The organism is Pseudoclavibacter sp. RFBG4 (genome assembly GCF_002931515.1).
Classification (GTDB): Bacteria; Actinomycetota; Actinomycetes; order Actinomycetales; family Microbacteriaceae; genus Pseudoclavibacter.
The window spans coordinates 1-15,488 of record NZ_PSYC01000061.1; the positions used below are offsets into that span (position 1 = coordinate 1).

Consider the following 15,488-nt stretch of genomic DNA (forward strand, 5'->3'; position numbering starts at 1 on the left):
GCCCTGCTGCCCGCTCGACCTCTTCGCCCCGCCGGGCCCTGCCTGCCTGCTCCGATCCCCTCTCGTCCCCGGTCCGCTCCCTGTCCCGGTCCCCGGTCCCCGAAGCTGAGTTGTGGTCGTCTCGATCGCGTGAGAACGACCACAACTCCGCTCTGCGTTTCGCGGACGGGTGACGACCACGTGCGTCCGCTGAACGCGGACAGCGGATGCGCGTGCCGTGTCGGTGGTCGCGCCTAGGGTTGGAAGCATGACCCAGACCGTGCAGCTCGACGCCGAGAACCCGTTCGCCAACCCCAGCTCGCTTCCCTTCCAGTTGCCGCCTTTCGGAGAGGTGCGCGAAGAGCACTTCCTCCCGGCGTTCGAAGCTGGCATGGCGCAGCAGCTCGCGGAGGTCCAGGCGATCACGGCGAACCCCGAGCCTGCGACGTTCGCGAACACGGTCGAGGCCCTCGAGCGATCCGGCCAGCTCCTCGAGCGCACGGCCGCCGTCTTCTTCACGCTCAGCTCCGGCGACGCGACCCCGGGCATCGACAAGATCGAGGCGGAGATCGGGCCTCGGTTGACGGCGCACGAAGACTCCATCACGCTGAACCGGGCACTGTTCGCGCGCATCCAGTCGGTGTACGACACCCGCGAGCAGGCAGGGCTCACCGACGAGCAGACGTTCCTGGTCGAGAAGCTGCACCGCAACTCGAGCCTCGCGGGTGCCGGCCTCGACGATGCGTCGTCGGCTCGTCTGCGTGAGCTCAACGGCCGCCTGTCGGAGCTCGAGGTGCAGTTCGACCAGAAGCTGCAGGCCGACAGCAACGCGCTCGCCCTGGTCGTCGACTCCGCGGAAGAGCTCGCGGGGCTCGACGAGAGTGCCATCTCGGCCGCATCCGCTGCCGCGGAGGCTCGCGGGCTCTCCGGCAAGTACTTGATCTCGCTGGTGCTCTTCACGGGCCACCCGCTGCTCTCGACGCTGACGAACCGCGAGACCCGTCGCAAGCTGTTCGAGGCGTCGTCCGCTCGCGGCAGCCGCGGTGGCGACCACGACACGAGGGCCACGGCGCTCGAGATGGTGCGCGTGCGCGCCGAGCGGGCCCGTCTGCTCGGCTTTGAGAACCACGCTGAGGCCGCCGCGGCGAAGTCGACCGCAGGAAGCGCATCCGCGATCCGCGCGCGCCTTGAGCAGCTCTCGACTCCTGCCGCCGCCAACGCGCGCCGTGAGCAGGACGTGCTGCAGGCCACCATCGACGCCGAACAGGCCGCGGCCGGTGAGCCGAGCTTCGCGCTCGAGCCGTGGGACTGGGCGTTCTACACCGAGAAGGTGCGCGCCCGCGACTACGCCGTCGACACGTCGCAGATGCGCCCGTTCTTCGAAGCGAAGGCGGTGCTCGAGAACGGTGTCTTCTACGCCGCGAACCGCCTCTTCGGAGTCACGTTCACCGAGCGGCCCGAGCTGCGCGGTCACCACGCGGACGCGGTCGTGTACGAGGTGGGCAACGAAGACGGCACCGAGGTCGGGCTGTTCTCGCTCGACCTCTACACGCGCGATTCGAAGCGAGGTGGCGCATGGATGAACTCGGTCATTCAGCAGAACCGCCTGCTCGGCGAGCCGACGGTCGTGCTCAACACGTTGAACGTGCCGAAGCCCGCTGAGGGCTCGCCGACGCTGCTCACCTTCGACGAGGTGGAGACGCTCTTCCACGAGTTCGGGCACGCTCTGCACGGCCTGTTCGCGCTGGTCGGCTACCCGAGCCTCGGTGGCACCAATGTGCCCCGCGACTTCGTCGAGTTCCCGAGCCAGGTGAACGAGATGTGGATGCTGTGGCCCGAGGTGCTGCGCAACTACGCGAAGCATCACGAGACGGGTGAGCAGCTGTCGGAGGAGCTCGTCGAGCGCCTGCTTGACTCGGCGTCGTTCAACGAGGGCTTCGGCACCAGCGAGTACCTGGCTGCGTCGGTCATCGACCTCGAATGGCACTCGCTGTCGCCCGAGGAGGCGGCCGAGGTGACCGACGTCGAGGCATTCGAGCAAGCCGTCCTGCGCCGCTACGGGCTCGATCTTCCCGCCGTGCCGCCGCGGTACACGCTCCCCTACTTCCAGCACATCTTCGCCGGCGGCTACAGCGCCGGCTACTACGGCTACATCTGGAGCGAAGTGCTCGACGCGGCGACGGTCGACTGGTTCGCGGAGCAGGCGGAGATCGACGGCGGCCTGCGAGCTGCGGGCGAGCGCTTCCGTCGCAGCATCCTCGAGCCAGGCGGCTCCCGCGAGGCGATGTCGCTGGTCAGCGATCTCCTCGGCGGTCCCGCCCCCATCGAGCCGCTGCTCAAGCGTCGCGGACTGCAGTAGCTGCGATGGAGGGGCTTCGGCCCCTCCCTCTTGCGGTCACTTCGGCACGTTTTGGAGACCTTGGGACGCAGCCGTCCGGGATGACGAGGTGTTCCTCGGCACGACTGTTGCCCGAGTACCGTGTCCCGCTCGGACTGCGCTGAGCCGACGTCCAGAACGGCATGTTCGGCTGGTCGGCATGGAGCTCTTCTGGGGTATCGCGTTGATCGTGGTCGGCGGCACGGCAACGGTCGTCGACAACTGGCGCCACGCGGTCGTGAACCCTGAGCACCGGATCCCGTGGATCGGCCGCCCGCCGGTACTCCCCCGAGCCTGGTACGTGGCGCGCGTGATCATGGGGTTCGCCACCGTCTACGGCGTCCTGACCGTCATGAGGGCCACCGAGCTGCCGATGTTCATGGCTGCGGTGCTCGCAGCCGTCGCTGTCCTGCCCGGGTTCTCCGTGGCGGTGGCCCACAACCGGCGCGTTCGTCATCGGCAACTCGAAGCTGCCCCGCGGTAGGAATCGACCTGTACGAGCCCGGGTCGCGGTGCTGACGCGGCTGAACCGCCGAGTTCCGCTCCATTGGCCGACGATCTCGGCTGGACACACACAGAGTCGGGTGCGGAGACATCTGTGATGACGAGTCCAGCAACGAGGCCGCCACGGAATGGCCTCGCCCGGGCCTCCCCACTGGCGAAGCACGCTTTCGCTTCGAGCTGGCAGAGTTGGCGCATGCACGACACCAGCTACGCTTCCCCGACCTCCGCGGCAGTCGAGCGTGCCGCCGAGGCCGCACTCGAAGCGGCTGGGCGCAGGTCGAGCCCTTCAACGTGGACGCTGGTGGAGCACGGATCCGCGAACGTGGTCATCCTCACGGAAGATGCTGCCGTTCGCGTCGCCCGCTCCGACCCCGCCGCGATTGAGGTACGGCGCGCTCAGCGTCTCGTCGACGCACTGCCGGCGTTGCCGTTCGCCGTCCCCCGGTCGCTCGGTCCTGCTGTCGAGGTCAATGGCGTGACCGCTATCGCCCAAGTACGAATCGCCGGCTCACCTCATGAACCCGGCAGCGGAGACCCGTCAGCTCTCGCCGGGCTGCTTGACGCAGTGAGATCTGTCCCAATCCTGTCCCTTTCGCCGCATCTGTCTGTCCCGCGCGCTTTCATGGGCGGATCGACGTGGCACCAGCGCATGCGCCGCGACGTGATCCCTCTCCTCGACCGGCACGTCCAGGAGGAGGCCAGTCGACGTGTCGATTCGCTCGCAGACCTGCCGCCTGCCGCGCGCACGTTGACGCACGGAGACCTGGCGGGCACGAACGTCCTCTGGCAGGACGGGAAAGTGACGGGTGTCCTGGACTGGGACCTTGCCAGCGCCGACGACGCAGCCGAAGACATCGCGTCGCTGGCGAGCTGGCACGGATGGGCGGGGGTTACGGCGTTCGCCAGCCCAGATGAGCTCCATCGCGCACGAGTTTTCGCAGCGACTCACGTTCTGCAGCCAATCGCCTTCTCCCTCATCCAGGGGCGTCCAGCCGCAGAAGTCGAGCGAGCCGTCGAACGCGCCAATAAGCGGCTCGCCGCCTCACCCGCAGTCACTGCCTGATCTTCGAACCAGGTCCGAATCGGGACCATGCTGGACAGCGTGAGCTCAGCATCCGCAAACATGGAGCTCGACGCGTGTCAGAACCGAACCATTTCGACTGTCGACGCAAGCGCACAAGTGGTGACAGCGGCCCGGGTTGCGCTGATGGAGAGACACTCCGCGGATTGCTGCACCGGCGAAAGCGCGACCGGTGAGGCGCAGCGCGTCGACGACTAGGTTCGCAGTGTGAACTCGAATCTCATCAAGACCGTCGCGCTGACAATCCCCTGCCCAGGCGACGTGAGCGCTCGCGTGAACTTCATCGAGGTGACCTCCGACCACGTCATCGTCCGATTGCGTTTCGAGTCAGCAGACCAACTGCCGGGTAGAGGCTCTGGGTTGCGAGTGCAGGACGCCTCAGGCAACAACTTGGAGTGGCGCAGCACCATCGGTGGCGGTGACGTACTCAGCTCGGTCGCGGATTACATCTTCGAGAGGTTCCAGGGCGTTGCACTTGGCGATCACGTCGCCGTCGCGTTCGAGGGGCAACCGCTCAACCGAATCGAACTGAACGGGAACCAGACCTCTCGAAGGAGCGCTCGACACCGCGCTTCGGATGATTCATCCGCAGCCAGGTAGTGACGTACCTGAAACGCCTCTGGAGGGCTGATCACGGGAGCTCCGTTCGTTGTTGCCCGCGAGACCAGGCCGAGTTGCGTGGCGAGCCCCGAGTCGCTCCACGCGAGCCGATTACGTCCGCAGATCGAAGAAGATGAAGCTCAGGAACGACCGCCGGCCACCGAGGTGCGGTGGGATGAGCTGCCGAGGCGTATTCGCCGAGATCGGCGGCTCATCCAGCGCCGCGACCTGGAAGCCGGCCTCGGCGAAAGCACCCAACATGGCGTGCAGCGGTCGATGCCAGTACGTCAGTTCGACCTCGGTTCCCAGGAAGGTCGAGGTCGAGCTCCACTCGGCCGTCGCAAAGTAGTCGCGTTCTGGGAACATCAGCCGGTAGACGAACGGGTGGTGCACGGAGAGGACCAGGCGGCCTCCTGGCCTGAGCACTCGATGGAGCTCAGCAAGCGCTGGCCCCCAATCCTCCAGATAGTGGAGCACAAGCGATGCCGCCACGCAGTCGAACGAGTCGTCCGAGTACGAGAGCTTGGCCCCAAGCTCCGCCACGCGCAGATCGACAGCTGGCCCGAGCTTGCGCCGTGCGATCGCGATCATCTGGGAGCTCGCGTCGAATCCTGAAACGATCGCGCCCCTCGACCCCAGCTCTGCGGCGAGTGGGCCCGCGCCACATCCGGCGTCGAGCACCTTCTCGCCGTTCACGTCGCCGAGGAGCTTGAGCATCGCGGGGCGCTCATAGTGGCTGTTCACGAGGTTGCTCTCGTTGTCGGCGGCGTAGTCCGAGGCGAACGTGTCGTAGTGGCCGGGTCGCATGCGTCCCATCCTGCACGAGCGTGGCGGCGCAAGCCCTCTGCGGCCAGTCCCCGTGCCAAAATTCTCCCCGCAGCGCCGAGCATCCTTCCAGGGCTCTCACGAACAGCGCCGTACGTTGGTGACTCATGATCGAGGACCACGTTCCCGTCGAAGCGGCGTCTGAGCTTGACGTCCCTGCGGTATCGGATCTCATCGCCCAAGCGCGTGCCTGGTTGATGTCTCGTGGCATCGACCAGTGGCAGGACGAGGTGCCGATGTCGCTTCTGGAATCCGACGCGGCGCACGGGCGCCTGTTCGTGGTGAGGGATGGGGACCGCACCGTGGCGACGGTCACCCTCTCCGACTCCGACACCGCGATCTGGGGCATCACCGAGCGCGCGGCTCTCTACGTGCACCACTTGGCGGTCGCGCAGACGCACCGGGGCATCGGTCTCGGCGAGAGCGTCCTCGATTGGGCGCGGTCGCAGGCAACGGCTGCCAGCATTCCGCTCCTTCGCCTCGACTGTGCAACCGAGAACCGCGCGCTGCGGTCGTACTACGAACAGCGAGGGTTCCGGCACGTCCGGGACGCCACCGTCACCTCACCCGACGGCGCACGCGAGCTGGCATCCAGCCTCTACGAGGCAGAGCTCCCCGCCTCTGAGAGGTGCTCGCGCCGATCTCAGCGGAGCTGGCCGCAGGCGCCAGCTCAGCGGATGGAGGGCTTCAGGTAGCGCCTGGCCGCGCGGCTTCCCCGGTTGTTGCCGACGAGCACGGAGGTTGTCATGCAGACGAACCCGAAGGATGCGATGGCAGAGAATCCGTCGCTCGCTGGGGCAGCGATCAGCCAGATAGTGGCTACGGCGAAGAGCGAGCCGCCCACCATCCACCACGGGGCGGCGACCCGCTGCTCGACGCGCCAGGCCTCAAGGTCTCCCGAGTCGCGGGCCTCCCGCGACATCAGGATCCGCCACGACGGCACACGGCCGATCTTCGCCACGAGCCCCAGCATGATGACGCCTGCGGCGACGAAGAGCATCGCCGTGAGGAAGATCATGACCGACATGACACGACCCTAGACGCATCGCCTCCATGGGCGATCAGATACTCGAGTCCCACCGCCGCGGTGAGGCGTCGCCCAGACCAACGTGTTCGAGTGGGCCATATGGAAGTCTTCTGGGGGATCGTGCTGCTGGCCATCGGATCGGCGGCGTGCGCCGTCGATGTCGTCCGATTGTCAAGGAGCAACCCCGGGCGGAGGATCCCGCTGTTCGGCCGTCCGCCGAAGCTGCCACGCCTATGGTTCCTCCCCCGCCTGGTCATGGTCTTCGCCGTCATGGGTGGACTGCAGCTGCTCGGGCGAGCCGCAGACCTGACCTTCCTCCCGACCGCCGTCTCGCTTGTGGTGATCCTGCTCGTGCCGGCTCTCGGGGTCGCAGCGCTGCACAACCGCCGGATCGGCATGGGCGACGCGAGGCAGGCGCAGGACGATCTCGAAGGATCCGAGACCACCGGGCGCTAGCGGATGAAACCCGCCTGCTCCCTGCCGCCAACCCGATGCAGCTCGGCGTCCACTCGGTCCGCGAAGGCGGCGAAGTCGAGGTCGAGGAGAGGCGCGGCGAGATCATCAGCGTGCTTGGCGTCCCACCGTCTCAGCGCCCTCACCAGGTGCTTGCTGCTTGCCAACCAATGTCCATTCGTGAGCAGCAGAAGCTCTGCCATCTTCTCGAACAGCAGCCCCGCCGTCACGCGCTCTTCAAGGGGGTCGGTGGCGTCTCGCAGATCATCGAGCAGGTCAGTCACCTCGTAGCGCCTGGCCGTGAGCTCCTGCTCGTGGGCGCGCGGGCCCGCCTCAAGGACCGGGCACCAGCGATTCCGAAGCTCCTCGAGCCGGACCCCGCCACGCACCTCGAGTCCCTCCGCCAGCATGGTGAGGAGCACAGGTCGGAACGTGGCGAGGTCGCGGCCGACCCACTCCTCGAAAGCCCGCTCGGTGTAGGAGAAGAGCTCCACGCTCTCCCCGTCGTAGGCCACGTTCGTCGCAAGACTCGACCGACCGCTCCCGAACATCTCCTCAGGCCCGATGAGCAGCAGGTCGATATCGCTCGTCGCCGTGCGTCGTCCGGATGCGGAGCTTCCGGCCATGACGGCGACCTCCGCTCGCGGGAATCGTTCTGCGACGAAAGCGGCGGAGACTTCGAGCGGTTCCATGTCGAGAGCCTAGGGCGCAGCCGGAACCCACCCGCCGTTCGTCGGGATTTCCGGTCACTCCGCACATCCGCAGCGAGACGGGCGAAGACCTGCGGTGAGCAGGCGCTGAGGGTGCGCGCTGCTAGATCTGGGCGGCCGCTACGAGGTCGACGACACGCATGACCTCGCGCTTGGGCGAGAGCTGCACCACCGTGATCGCAGCCGCGAAGGCTGCGCTGTTCTTCTCGCGCGCAACCTGGATGCGGCGCCGGAACGTCCCCAATTGCACGTCCAGCTTCTCGGCAGCATCGGCAACCGACATGCCAGGCAGCTCGCCGCGAGGCGTGGCGCCGATCGCCTCGGATGCGATCTTGTTCCGCTGCGCTGCACGCTCGCGCGACTGCCGCGCCCTGGCCTCGCGGTCCTCCGGGGTGCCGCCGAATCTCGTGGTCGCGGTCGCCCCCGTGACGCCAAGCGCCGCGCCGATCTGCGCCCACGTCGAACCGGCGGCGCGAGCCCGCTCGACAGCATCCACGAGGCCGAATTCTTCCAGCCATCTGGCCGCGTCGCGCGTCGCCGTGACGCGGGCAAGCGGATCGCCGTCGCCCGGGGCCAGCCGTTCGAGGGCAGCTTCAAGTGGTTCACGCATGGCATCCATCTGATCGAGCGTACGTCGAGCATCGGCAACCCGTCCGCAGGCCACCTCGCGCCTCGGCCCGGTATTCTCGGCGGCATGCTCAGCGACGGCAACCAAGTGACGGCAGAGTCGGTCCCGGACTGGGAGTTCCGGTTCAGCACAGGCGAGCGTGAGGAGGCGTCGCTGACCGGGGATCAGCGCATCCGTCTGACTCACCTGCAGTCACTTCTCCCGGCGACGGGTCACGCCCTGTCCGCGCAGCGCCGCGAAGAGCTGACCGTGGAGTTGCGAGCGCTCGTCGCAGAAGGGGTCGGCGTCGACCTGCTGGCAGTCCAGCTCCGCCTTCCCCGTGCCTTCATAGCCAGCATCAACGAGGCATGAGCCAGGCTCTCTCGGCTCTCGGCTCTCGGCTCTCGGATGTCAGTTCTCGGCTGATTCGCGATCCGCCCCGCCAGGCGTAGGGTGTTCCTCATCGTGATCCGAAGCCAGGAGGTGACACCCATGAACGCAGGACCAACAGTGGGTGCTCCCCGCAGCTCACGAACTCGCGCCTGAGCAGGTCGCGCTGGGAGCGCCCGTCACGCACCGTGAAAGGCAACTCCCATGGACCTTCCTTCCTCCCCCGTTCCTCTGCTCGTGCCGTCTGACGCACGCAGCCCACGCCGTGCACTCGTGCTCGGCGGAGGCGGTTCCACCGGCAACGCCTGGCTCATCGGAGTGCTCGCGGGCCTCGACGCGGCGGGCCTCGACGTCGCGTCCGCCGACCTCGTCATCGGCACCTCGGCGGGGGCAACCGCCGGCGCCCAGCTCGCCGGGGCGACACCGTCCGACCTGCTCGAGGCGATGCTCGCCGCGCCCACGCGACCCCTCCCGTCCGGGCCCCGGCACCCGCCCGCACCGGGGGCAGTATCCGAGCAGGTCACAGCCCAGCTCGAACGGATGCAGCGGCTCATCGCCGGATCCGCGGACGCGACGGACATGCGCCGACGACTCGGCGCATCCGCGCTCGATCGACTCGCGGCTGCCGACGGATCGTGGCAGGACCGCTGGCGCGACATCGTCGCCTCCCGCCTCCCAGTGCTGGACTGGCCCGCGAGGCAGCTGCTGCTCACCGCCGTCGACGCCACGACCGGCGACCCGGTGACGTTCGACCAGCACAGCGGTGCGGACCTCGTCGACGCCGTCGCAGCGAGCACGTCGAGCGGCCTCCCGTACAGCGTCGGCGATCGGTGGCTCATCGACGGCGGCTTCCGCCGAAACGAGAACGCCGACCTCGCAACGGGCTTCGACCGTGTCCTGGTGCTTGCCCCTTTCTCGGGGAAGAGCCTCACACCGCCCGAGTGGGGCCTGCAGCTGGACGCGCAGCTCGAGGAGCTGCGGTCGACCGGCAGCACCGTCGAGACCATCTTCCCGGGCGCCGAGCTCGACCACCTGTTCGGGGCCAACGCCATGGACCTCTCGCTGCGACCGACCGCCGCTCGCGCCGGATTCGCGCGTGGGCAGCGCTGTGCGGAGGAGGTGGCTGCGAGCTGGGTGTAACGATGGGGTGAAATCTTCGCCCAGAGGATTCCCAGGAGAAGTAAGGGTCACCTAAGCTGAGGGTATTCAGTCTTCGGTGTGATCTCCTCGCACCGATCCCGCCCGAAGGGATCCCTCATGACCATCGTCACCGACACCGCGACGACCATCAGCGCGCGCCTGCGCGAGCGCACCTCGCAGGCCCATGAAAGCGCCGAACGCTCGCGCTTCCTCGAGCGCCTCCTCGGCGGCGAGCTCGGCATCGACGCCTGGGCTGCGCTGCTGCAGCAGTACGGCTTCATGTACGAAGCGCTCGAGAGCGCGGCGGTCCCCGTGCGCGAGAGCGACAAGCTCGGCGCCATCCCGGCAGTTGAGCTGAACCGTGCCGCCTCGATCGCAGCCGACCTGGAAGCGCTCGCTCCGCGGCTCACGCAGCCGCTCCTCGGTGAGCTCCCTGCCACCCGCGAGTACGCGGAACGGATCACCGCATCCGCCGCCGACCCGGCCCGCTACCTCGCACACCACTACACGCGCTACCTCGGCGACCTCTCCGGTGGCCAGGCAATGCGCGTCATGCTCGACCGCACCTACGGGCTCCCCGCGGATGAGGCGACGTTCTTCGACTTCACCGAGATCCCCGCGATCGTGCCGTTCAAGCGCGCCTACCGCACCCAGCTCGACGACCTCGCCTTCGACGAAGCGGCCATCGTGCGCCTCCTGGACGAAGCCAACGCGAGCTTCACCTGCAACGAGCGCATCTTCGAAGCGCTCGACGCGCGCTTCTAGCGGCAAGCGCGCGCAGGCGCGCAGGTACGCAGACGAGAACGGCCGGCATCCACTCGGATGCGGGCCGTTCTCGCGTTCTCGCGTGCTCGCAAGCCTCCGCACCGACTCGCGCACCTCACGGGCGCGGGCCCTAACCCGGCGATTGCCCGAAGAGTTGTGGCGAAACGCGCTCGGGACGAGCGGCACCAGCACCTGGCCACAACCCTGCGCCGCCGCCTTAGCCCGCATCCGCATTCGCATCCCCCGCGAGCACCCGCAGCTCCACCCGCCACGCGCACCCGCAGCTGTCCCTGAGCACCCGCAGTTGTCCCTGCGTCTGCACCCGCGTCCGCACCTGCGCCCGTGCTCGCACTTGCCCCGCAGTCGACGGCGCGCCCCCCTCGAGCGACGCGACCGCAAAGTTGTGGCCAGGTGAGCCCGGGAAGCAGAGCAACAGCATCCCGCCACAACTCTGTCGAGCAAGTACGCAAGCGCCAGGCGAGACGAGCGACCCCCGCAACCGTGGCGAGCGTCCCAGCACAAGGTCGGGAGCTGAGTTGCGGTCGCTACGAGCGCGCTTTGACGACCACAACTCCACTTTGGGCGAGCGGACGACAGGTCCGCCCCCTCCGGACATCTCGACTCCCCGCAAACGAGGCGAGCGCCCCAGCACGCGGTCGAGAGCTGAGTTGTGGTCGCTACAAGCGCGCTTTGACGACCACAACTCCACTTTGGGCGAGCGGACGACGTCGCCCACGAGTCAGAAGCCGCGCCTCCCCAAGGAATCCGACTCAAGCCCGAAAGCTGAGTTGTGGTCGCTACAAGCGCGTCTTGACAACCACAACACCGCTATGGGCGAGCGGACGACGGGTCCGACCCCTCCGGAAATCGCGACCACCCGCAAAACGTCCTGGTCAAGCCGGGAGCTGAGTTGTGGTCGCTACAAGCGCGCTTTGACGACCACAACTCCACTTTGGGCGAGCGGATGTCGGCGCCCACGCCCACGGAAACCGCGGCTAACCGAAGAGGTTCGGGTCGAGGCCGAGCCTTCGTCGGACGAGGAGTGAGATCGACCAGTTCAGACCGGCGATGGCGAGCATGCCTGCTCCCCCGCCGAGCACCATGGGCGCAGTGATCTCCCCGATCTGCAGGCCTGAGGCCTCACTCGCGATGGCGACCGGGCCAGACCCCGACTGCGCGGCTCCCCCGCCAGCGGTCGCGACGCCGGCCGCCGGCGCCGTCGTGGTGGGGGCGGGCGCGGCCGCGTTCGGAGCACGCGTCCCGCCCGAGGTGTTGTTCTGCGTGAGCGTCGGCGCGGCCGGCGCGCTGTACGCGCCCGCGGTGGGCGTGTGGTCGCCGGCGAGGCTCACCGTCAGCGGGATCGTCGGCTTGTACGCGTCGCGAGCGCCGTTCGAGGTGAACCAGTACGAGAACTGGCCGGTCTCCTTCTGGAAGTCGACGAAGTCCGATGGGAACGCGCCCCAGTAGCTGGAGTTCAGCGCCGTGCGTGCCGCCTGTGCTGTCGCGGTCGAGTCGCCCCCGCCGACCACTCCCTGTGACTGTCCGGTGCCGCTGTACGAGACGCCCACGTAGTCGGGGGTGGTCGTGATGACATCGCCACTGGTGTCGACGCCGGTCAGGTTGGCGAGGGTGATGGTGCGCTCGGCCAGCGGCATCCACTTCGAGGCATCCGTCATCGACGCCCCGTAGCCGGACGCGGTCGCGGTGATGGTGCCCTTGCCGCTCCCGTCCACCTTGAGCACGGGGTCGGTCGCCGTCCAGTAGGTGAGCCCGCCGTAGAAGGCGACGGTGAAGCTGCCGCGCCACCGCACGGTCAGCTCTGAGCCGGAACGGGTCGCCTCGCCGCCCGTGATGCGCACCTGGGATTCCGTGTGAGAGCCGAGCCGTGCCGTCGAGACGGCAGTGCCGGTGCGGTCGACGCACTTCGTCGCCCAGTTCGCCTGCTCGAAGCCGTTGCCGTTGGGCTTGATGATGGTCACGTTGCCGTCGGCGGAGCGGTACTCACTCGCGTTCCAGGCCCGCGATGAGCCCGTGTCTCCGGCCTTGCCAGCCGCGAGGAAGTTGCATCCTCCGGCATAGGCGCCGCTCGTGGCTTCCTCGTTGAGCCCCCAGTAGAACGTCGCGCCGTCGGCGGATGCGCCGCCGCCATCGGTGGGTGTGGTCGGCTCGGCGCTCGGGGGCGTCGTGGGCGCGGTTGTCTGCTCGGGCGGCACGGTGGGTTCGGGGCGCGATCCGGTGCTGAGCTGGTGCGTCGCGGATGCACCAGTCTGGGTCGCGAGGTACGGGGTCACGGTGATCGCGTACTCGGTGTCGGCGGTGAGCCCCGGGACGATCGTCGTTCCCCGGCCTGTCGCATCCGCTGGAACCTGCAGGATCGCGCCGACGGCCGTGCCGCCCTGCGTGAGCTGCACCTGGTACCCCGTCGGGGGGCCTCCGCCGTCGGCAGGCCAGGTGATGGTGGTCGTGAACGAGCTCGCCTGGACGTCGCTGACCGTTACTCCTGGCTGCGTCGTCGTCCCGAGCGGCGGTACGACGGTGATGCGGAGCTGGTGGCCGGCGCCGAGGTCGATCGGGGTCTCTGCTACGCCGTTGCGCACGGCGAGGGTGAACACGTGCGCACCCTCGGGCAGGTCCGCGACGTCCCACGTGCCAAGACCGGCACCGGCCGTGATCTGCGCGGTTGTATCCGGCAGCGGCTGCAGCTCGCTTCCGTCCGCGGCGCGCAGCACGGGCTCCCCGGAGATGTCCTCGCCGAGGTTGGAGAATCGCACCTCGGTGCCCTCCGCGTAGCCGAGCGGCACTCGCTCGTAGGCGGGAGTGGCCGTGGGGGACGCGTCGAAGCGCAGCTCGAGCGGCGCGGCGACCTTCTTCGGGTCGGCGATGCCGCCCGAGGAGTACCAGTAGCTCGACTGCCCGCTCGCTTCGTGGAACGCAACGAAGTCCTTCGGCCAGGAGCCCCAGTCGTCGCCCGTGCGGGCCTGCGGGGTGCTGACGGTGCCCGCATCCACGCCCCGGTAGTCGGGGGTGATGGTGGCACCGGATGCCGTGAGCTCGGCCGGCGTGGCGTCGATCGTGGCGAGCGTGACGCGCTGCGGGTCGAGTCTCTGCCACTTCGTCGGGTCGTCCATGTCGGCGCCGTAGCCGCCAGCGGTGCCCGTGAGCGTGCCCCTCCCGTCGGTGAGGTCGAGCCTGAGGTCGTCGACCGACCAGTACGTCATGCCTCCGTAGAAGACCACGGTGAAGGCACCGTCCCAGGAGACGCTGGCCGTGCCGGCTTCGAGGTCGACGGTGCCGGTGCCGTCGGCGAGGTTGACCTGGTTGGCGCTTGTCGATCCGGCTCCCGTGCCGACTCTGCTCCCGCCTGCGTCGAGGCACCTGGAGTCCCACGTGGCGGGCACCTGGTTGCCGGCGGCGTCGGGCTTCGTGATCGTGACGCTGCCGTCGCCCGCCGAGTAGAGGCGGTCGTCGGCCCAGACCGCGGAGCTGCCGTTGTCGCCGGATGCTCCGGCGGAGAGGAAGTTGCACCCGCCGAAGTAGGCGCCACCGCCGGCCTCGTCGTTCATGGCCCACGAGAGGCCGACTCCCGTGACCGGCGTCGATGCTGCCTCGGCGGAGTCCGCGGCCAGGAGCCCGACTCCCGAGAGGAGTCCCATGATGCCGATGCCGGCGAGGATGCGCGTGCCGATCCCCGGGGCCGGCAGGCGACGCCCGCGCGGGGTGCCCAGGTGCTGCGTCGCTGAGGTCACCGTGCGTCCTCCCGGCGTCCGGCTGCGCTCGAGAGGATGAGGGTGGGCGCGTCGCGCTCCTCGCCGCCCGCGGCGGCGCGGGCGTCGTCGCGGGCGTCGTCGAGCGGACTCGGGTGGCGAGGTGAAGGAGCGTCCATGGCGAAGAAGTCCACGAGCTTGTCGTTCTCGAGCGGCGCGGGGTCGGCGGGGACCTGCGAGAGCGCCTGCTGGGCACCGACCGCGCCCAGCCTGCGCCTGGCGCGAGCCTCGCGCTGCTCCTGGGAGAGCCTGACTGCCGCCGTCTTCCTGCGCTGCTTCTCTCGCTCCTGCAGCGCCTTGCGCTCCCGCTGCCCGCGCACCTTCTCGAGTGCGGCCGGGTTGACGCCGAGGAGGAGGCTCTTCGCGGCGAGGTACGCGCCGATCCCGACGGCGAGTGCGACGACCGTGAGGCCGACGAGGAGCAGGACGGGCGCGAGCACCACGAGCCAGGCGAGCGCGTCGCCGACGGAGCCGAGGCCCTGCGACGCGGCTGTGCTCTGCGTTGTCGTCCCGACGGGGGCGGAGGTCGCGACAGGCGCCGCGTCGCCGGGCTGCTCGGCGGGAGCAGCGGGGGCCGCCGCCTGCGGCTGCTGGGCGCTGGCCTCGGCCTGAGGGGCGACGGCTGCCGCACCGCCGGCGAAGGTGAGCGGCGTGAACGACTCGTTGTTCGTGTTCTTCACGCCGTGCGCGCCGATCGTGATGATGCCGCACTGCACGGTGGTGCAGTCGACCGAGGTCGCGTTCTGGTCGCGGTCGTACGTCTGGAAGACGGCGCCCGGGATGCGCAGCGTCCCCGACCACGTGCCGTCGGCCGCGACCTCACCGCCGTTCGCGGCGTAGGAGGTCGACCCGCCCGGGAAGGCGGCGAACAGCTGGTAGCCGACGGGGTTCGTCTCGTCGTCGTACACGTACCGGTAGTCCTCCCCCGTGACGCCGCCGGCGCTCGGCTTCCACGAGCCGCCGTTCGGGTCATCGACCCAGCCGAACAGCACGTAGATGCCGCCGAACCCGCCCTGCACCGACTGGAAGCCGGAACCCGACACCTGGATCTCGCTCTGCGCATCCGCCGCGGGCTGCCCGGAGATGGTCACCTGGCCCGCGGCGTGTGCGGGCGACGCGGTGACGCCGGCGAGCAGCGCACCGAGGGCGAGCGCGAGGGCCGCGACGGTCGAGGCGGCCAAGCGCGCCAGGGAGAGGCGGCTGGCCGTTGGGGTGGTGGCGGTCATGCGTTCTGCCCTTCTGCGGCGGGGGTCGAGGGGGCGGGTC

Annotated in this window: 14 protein-coding genes; 8 read left to right on the forward strand and 6 right to left on the reverse strand. The window is 68.9% G+C overall.

Features of this window, described 5'->3' with window-relative positions:
* The first annotated feature begins 247 nt into the window (after positions 1-247).
* The 3 genes from C5E10_RS18250 (at position 248) to C5E10_RS18260 (ending at position 3,923) form a co-directional block, all read left to right on the forward strand.
* Entirely contained in the window at positions 248-2,338 is a 2,091-nt protein-coding gene (locus tag C5E10_RS18250; protein ID WP_104332861.1) for a M3 family metallopeptidase, read from the forward strand.
* 178 nt (positions 2,339-2,516) lie between these two features.
* Positions 2,517-2,840 (forward strand): hypothetical protein, encoded by a 324-nt coding sequence (locus C5E10_RS18255; protein WP_104332862.1) that lies wholly within the window; start codon positions 2,517-2,519, stop codon positions 2,838-2,840.
* A 213-nt stretch (positions 2,841-3,053) separates the two neighbouring features.
* A complete protein-coding gene (locus C5E10_RS18260; protein ID WP_181062831.1) occupies positions 3,054-3,923 on the forward strand; it encodes a phosphotransferase family protein in 870 nt (289 codons plus the stop codon).
* Between the two features lie 729 nt (positions 3,924-4,652).
* Here the strand turns inward: C5E10_RS18260 and C5E10_RS18275 are convergent.
* On the reverse strand, positions 4,653-5,348 hold the full coding sequence (locus C5E10_RS18275) for a class I SAM-dependent methyltransferase (RefSeq protein ID WP_104332866.1): 696 nt from the start codon (positions 5,346-5,348) through the stop codon (positions 4,653-4,655).
* A 125-nt stretch (positions 5,349-5,473) separates the two neighbouring features.
* Between C5E10_RS18275 and C5E10_RS18280 the strand changes: the two genes are divergently transcribed.
* Positions 5,474-6,061 carry a GNAT family N-acetyltransferase gene (locus C5E10_RS18280; protein WP_104332867.1) on the forward strand — a complete coding sequence of 196 codons (588 nt, stop codon included), beginning with the start codon at positions 5,474-5,476 and terminating at the stop codon, positions 6,059-6,061.
* Here the strand turns inward: C5E10_RS18280 and C5E10_RS18285 are convergent.
* Positions 6,037-6,393, reverse strand: a complete 357-nt coding sequence (locus C5E10_RS18285) for a hypothetical protein (RefSeq protein WP_104332868.1) — start codon at positions 6,391-6,393, stop codon at positions 6,037-6,039. The genes C5E10_RS18280 and C5E10_RS18285 overlap by 25 nt on opposite strands.
* A gap of 99 nt (positions 6,394-6,492) precedes the next feature.
* Here C5E10_RS18285 and C5E10_RS18290 point away from each other — a divergent pair, with 99 nt between their 5' ends.
* Positions 6,493-6,849: a hypothetical protein gene (locus tag C5E10_RS18290; protein ID WP_104332869.1), complete on the forward strand. Its 357-nt coding sequence runs from the start codon at positions 6,493-6,495 to the stop codon at positions 6,847-6,849.
* Here C5E10_RS18290 and C5E10_RS18295 read toward each other — a convergent pair.
* Positions 6,846-7,538, reverse strand: coding sequence for a nucleotidyltransferase domain-containing protein (locus C5E10_RS18295; protein WP_104332870.1), 693 nt, complete (start codon positions 7,536-7,538; stop codon positions 6,846-6,848). The two genes, C5E10_RS18290 and C5E10_RS18295, sit on opposite strands and share 4 nt — an antisense overlap.
* 121 nt (positions 7,539-7,659) lie before the next feature.
* Positions 7,660-8,166: a hypothetical protein gene (locus C5E10_RS19265; protein ID WP_181062832.1), complete on the reverse strand. Its 507-nt coding sequence runs from the start codon at positions 8,164-8,166 to the stop codon at positions 7,660-7,662.
* An 84-nt stretch (positions 8,167-8,250) separates the two neighbouring features.
* On the opposite strand from C5E10_RS19265, the gene C5E10_RS18305 reads away from it, so the two are divergent.
* The 3 genes from C5E10_RS18305 (at position 8,251) to C5E10_RS18315 (ending at position 10,458) form a co-directional block, all read left to right on the forward strand.
* Complete coding sequence (locus tag C5E10_RS18305) at positions 8,251-8,535, forward strand: hypothetical protein (protein ID WP_104332871.1); 285 nt, start codon at positions 8,251-8,253, stop codon at positions 8,533-8,535.
* A gap of 222 nt (positions 8,536-8,757) precedes the next feature.
* A complete protein-coding gene (locus C5E10_RS18310; RefSeq protein WP_104332872.1) occupies positions 8,758-9,693 on the forward strand; it encodes a patatin-like phospholipase family protein in 936 nt (311 codons plus the stop codon).
* Between the two features lie 117 nt (positions 9,694-9,810).
* The gene (locus C5E10_RS18315) at positions 9,811-10,458 is read left to right on the forward strand and encodes a heme oxygenase (biliverdin-producing) (protein WP_104332873.1); all 648 of its coding nucleotides are present in this window, start codon (positions 9,811-9,813) and stop codon (positions 10,456-10,458) included.
* Positions 10,459-11,453: 995 nt separating this feature from the next.
* Here the strand turns inward: C5E10_RS18315 and C5E10_RS18325 are convergent.
* Complete coding sequence (locus C5E10_RS18325; RefSeq protein ID WP_104332875.1) at positions 11,454-14,204, reverse strand: fibronectin type III domain-containing protein; 2,751 nt, start codon at positions 14,202-14,204, stop codon at positions 11,454-11,456.
* A complete protein-coding gene (locus C5E10_RS18330) occupies positions 14,201-15,448 on the reverse strand; it encodes a hypothetical protein (RefSeq protein ID WP_104332876.1) in 1,248 nt (415 codons plus the stop codon). Before C5E10_RS18330 ends, C5E10_RS18325 begins: the two co-directional genes overlap by 4 nt.
* Positions 15,449-15,488: the final 40 nt, after the last annotated feature.

Coding starts and splice junctions, on each gene's coding strand:
- C5E10_RS18250 (WP_104332861.1), top strand. CDS start 248: ATGACCCAGACCGTGCAGCTCGACGCCGAGAACCCGTTCGCCAACCCC.
- C5E10_RS18255 (WP_104332862.1), top strand. CDS start 2,517: ATGGAGCTCTTCTGGGGTATCGCGTTGATCGTGGTCGGCGGCACGGCA.
- C5E10_RS18260 (WP_181062831.1), top strand. CDS start 3,054: ATGCACGACACCAGCTACGCTTCCCCGACCTCCGCGGCAGTCGAGCGT.
- C5E10_RS18275 (WP_104332866.1), bottom strand. CDS start 5,348: ATGCGACCCGGCCACTACGACACGTTCGCCTCGGACTACGCCGCCGAC.
- C5E10_RS18280 (WP_104332867.1), top strand. CDS start 5,474: ATGATCGAGGACCACGTTCCCGTCGAAGCGGCGTCTGAGCTTGACGTC.
- C5E10_RS18285 (WP_104332868.1), bottom strand. CDS start 6,393: ATGTCGGTCATGATCTTCCTCACGGCGATGCTCTTCGTCGCCGCAGGC.
- C5E10_RS18290 (WP_104332869.1), top strand. CDS start 6,493: ATGGAAGTCTTCTGGGGGATCGTGCTGCTGGCCATCGGATCGGCGGCG.
- C5E10_RS18295 (WP_104332870.1), bottom strand. CDS start 7,538: ATGGAACCGCTCGAAGTCTCCGCCGCTTTCGTCGCAGAACGATTCCCG.
- C5E10_RS19265 (WP_181062832.1), bottom strand. CDS start 8,166: ATGCGTGAACCACTTGAAGCTGCCCTCGAACGGCTGGCCCCGGGCGAC.
- C5E10_RS18305 (WP_104332871.1), top strand. CDS start 8,251: ATGCTCAGCGACGGCAACCAAGTGACGGCAGAGTCGGTCCCGGACTGG.
- C5E10_RS18310 (WP_104332872.1), top strand. CDS start 8,758: ATGGACCTTCCTTCCTCCCCCGTTCCTCTGCTCGTGCCGTCTGACGCA.
- C5E10_RS18315 (WP_104332873.1), top strand. CDS start 9,811: ATGACCATCGTCACCGACACCGCGACGACCATCAGCGCGCGCCTGCGC.
- C5E10_RS18330 (WP_104332876.1), bottom strand. CDS start 15,448: ATGACCGCCACCACCCCAACGGCCAGCCGCCTCTCCCTGGCGCGCTTG.